The sequence below is a fragment of the Okeania sp. genome (genome assembly GCF_983059655.1).
This window is the reverse complement of the sequence record NZ_CEZPJD010001125.1, coordinates 1-2,001: the sequence shown is the minus strand read 5'-3', so window position 1 is coordinate 2,001 and position 2,001 is coordinate 1. Positions and strand designations below refer to the sequence as shown.

3 protein-coding genes are annotated in these 2,001 nt (G+C 34.6%); all 3 read left to right on the top strand.

Annotated elements, in window-relative coordinates:
- Positions 1 to 1,164 precede the first annotated feature (1,164 nt).
- The 3 genes from AC3DU7_RS32420 to AC3DU7_RS32410 are packed head-to-tail and all read left to right on the top strand — an operon-like array spanning position 1,165 to position 1,948.
- A complete protein-coding gene (locus AC3DU7_RS32420; protein WP_488043333.1) occupies positions 1,165 to 1,308 on the top strand; it encodes a hypothetical protein in 144 nt (47 codons plus the stop codon).
- 51 nt (positions 1,309 to 1,359) lie between these two features.
- Complete coding sequence (locus AC3DU7_RS32415; protein WP_488043332.1) at positions 1,360 to 1,617, top strand: PIN domain-containing protein; 258 nt, start codon at positions 1,360 to 1,362, stop codon at positions 1,615 to 1,617.
- The gene (locus AC3DU7_RS32410) at positions 1,595 to 1,948 is read left to right on the top strand and encodes a hypothetical protein (RefSeq protein WP_488043331.1); all 354 of its coding nucleotides are present in this window, start codon (positions 1,595 to 1,597) and stop codon (positions 1,946 to 1,948) included. The genes AC3DU7_RS32415 and AC3DU7_RS32410 overlap by 23 nt, the downstream gene beginning before the upstream one ends.
- Positions 1,949 to 2,001 lie beyond the last annotated feature (53 nt).

The following is a 2,001-nucleotide window of genomic DNA, read 5'->3' as shown; positions in this document are numbered from 1 at the left end:
AAGTCATTTATCAAGGATATGGCATCTTTGATGATCAACTCACAGACACCTCTGGTATCTGCTGCATTAGTGTATTATTTTGGAAAGAAAAAGTAGCTAAGGTTTGGGTAGAAAGTAAAGCCATTCATCCCAACTATCAAAATTTTCTAATCTTAACTTTTGGTGGTTGTAAAACCTAACATTTTCTTTGTCCGAGAGTAATATCAAATCCGCTAGCTTCGGAGTGATATAATTCTACCGTTAGTAGGGGCGTTAACGATAGTTATGCGAAGCAAACGGCTATTCGCCTCTACAATATTGACTATTCTCCCCTAATCCTGAATTATACCAATGCTACCGGATTTGATATAAATCAGTAAAAACTTCCTTAACACCAGTGGAAGTTTTTTTTTGAGTACTTGTGTATTGGAGAAGACAACAAAGGTGGCAACTTCACTATATTTACCTCAAATAACCTGGACTACAAAATAGAAAAAGGCTCAGTGAGATAGACAAGGGAAAAAAAGAGAAATTTAACAATTACAGTGGGGTTAAAAGAGACAGATAATAGCTAAATTAGAGTGAATCGGGGGTTGACAATTTATATGCTTACAGTGAAAATTAAGAGTAATGGTATTAAGAACCTTGACAGATGAATAGCAGTAGCTTTTTAGTCACTATGTCGTGGTTTAAAAACCGAACTCCCCACCGCAGGGTTTAATGCGGATTAGTTGAAAACAAACATGACTGCTACAACAAAAGCGAAAGAAAAGACAAACTCCATCGCTTGGGTTAACGCAGATTAGTTTGGAAATCCCGTTACTTTAGTAACGGGGTTTTCTTTAATTGGACATACAAGTAAGAGTACAATAGCAGAGCCTTTGTTTAATTTGGGTTGATCAAAGGAAAGTGCTAGAAGAGGGCGATCGGTAGTAATGGAAATAATTTGTAAGCTAAGGATCAAACTATTACTATAATTGAACTTGAGGCGCTAAAATTTCAGGTAAATTTCACAGTCCATAAACTTCAAAAGTGCAGTATCTACGAATTAATCAGGGTTTAAGGATTCTTACAGCAGCTCAAGTAGTCAAGCACGTAGGTTTTCGTACCGAAACTACTGATCGCCCAATATCTCATAAATCATTCCTGATTGCTATACCATACTAATTGAGGAGGTAGTATGATGTGATTAGGGTTTATTTAGATACCAGTGTTTATAATCGTCCTTTTGATGATCAAACACAGAAAAAAATCGCCTTAGAAACTGAAGCAGTTAAACTCATTTTTCAAATGATAGAAGAAAAATCAATTATTCTAGTTAGTTCCTAAGCATTAGAATTAGAGAATAGAAAGAACCCTTATCTCTTACAAAAATTGATAATGAGTCGCTATCTACAGAAAGCCACCCTCTATCAACCCCTTAACCTAGCCATTAAAGAGAGAGCAAATGAACTTACCCAACAAGGAATCAAACAATTTGATGCTTATCATGTTGCTTGTGCAGAAATGATACAAGCTGATTATTTTCTCACCTGCGATAAAAGACTGATTAGTCGTTGCCAAAACCTTTCTTTAAAAACCCTAAATCCTGTTAACTTCATCTTAGAGTTATGTGATGAAAACGAACCTAACCCATAACGATCAAATTATCCAAGAAGCGTTATTAATCCTCTTTAATCAATTAGAACCTGCTAAGTTTTTAGATATTGTTACCACTTTAAACTTAGGAAATCAAGGGGATTATGTGAAACTTAAAGAGCAATTATTTCAAAATGAAACCATTGATAGCATTTATGAAGAAGCTATGAAAGAACGAGAAAATAAAGATATACACGAACAAATTCAAACAACACCCCCAAATGATAAAGAATTAATCGAAAAAGTCTTACTTATTTTACAAAAGCAATTACCCCCTATTGATTTTAGGCGCTTTGTAGCAACCTTTAATCTAGGAAAAGGTGATTATTAATTATTAATTATTAATTGTTATGTCCCGTATCAGAGCGCCTAAACTACCCCAAA

Excerpts from the sequence above, each read along its gene's own strand:
- AC3DU7_RS32415 (WP_488043332.1), top strand. The coding sequence starts at position 1,360 with ATGAGTCGCTATCTACAGAAAGCCACCCTCTATCAACCCCTTAACCTA.
- AC3DU7_RS32410 (WP_488043331.1), top strand. The coding sequence starts at position 1,595 with ATGAAAACGAACCTAACCCATAACGATCAAATTATCCAAGAAGCGTTA.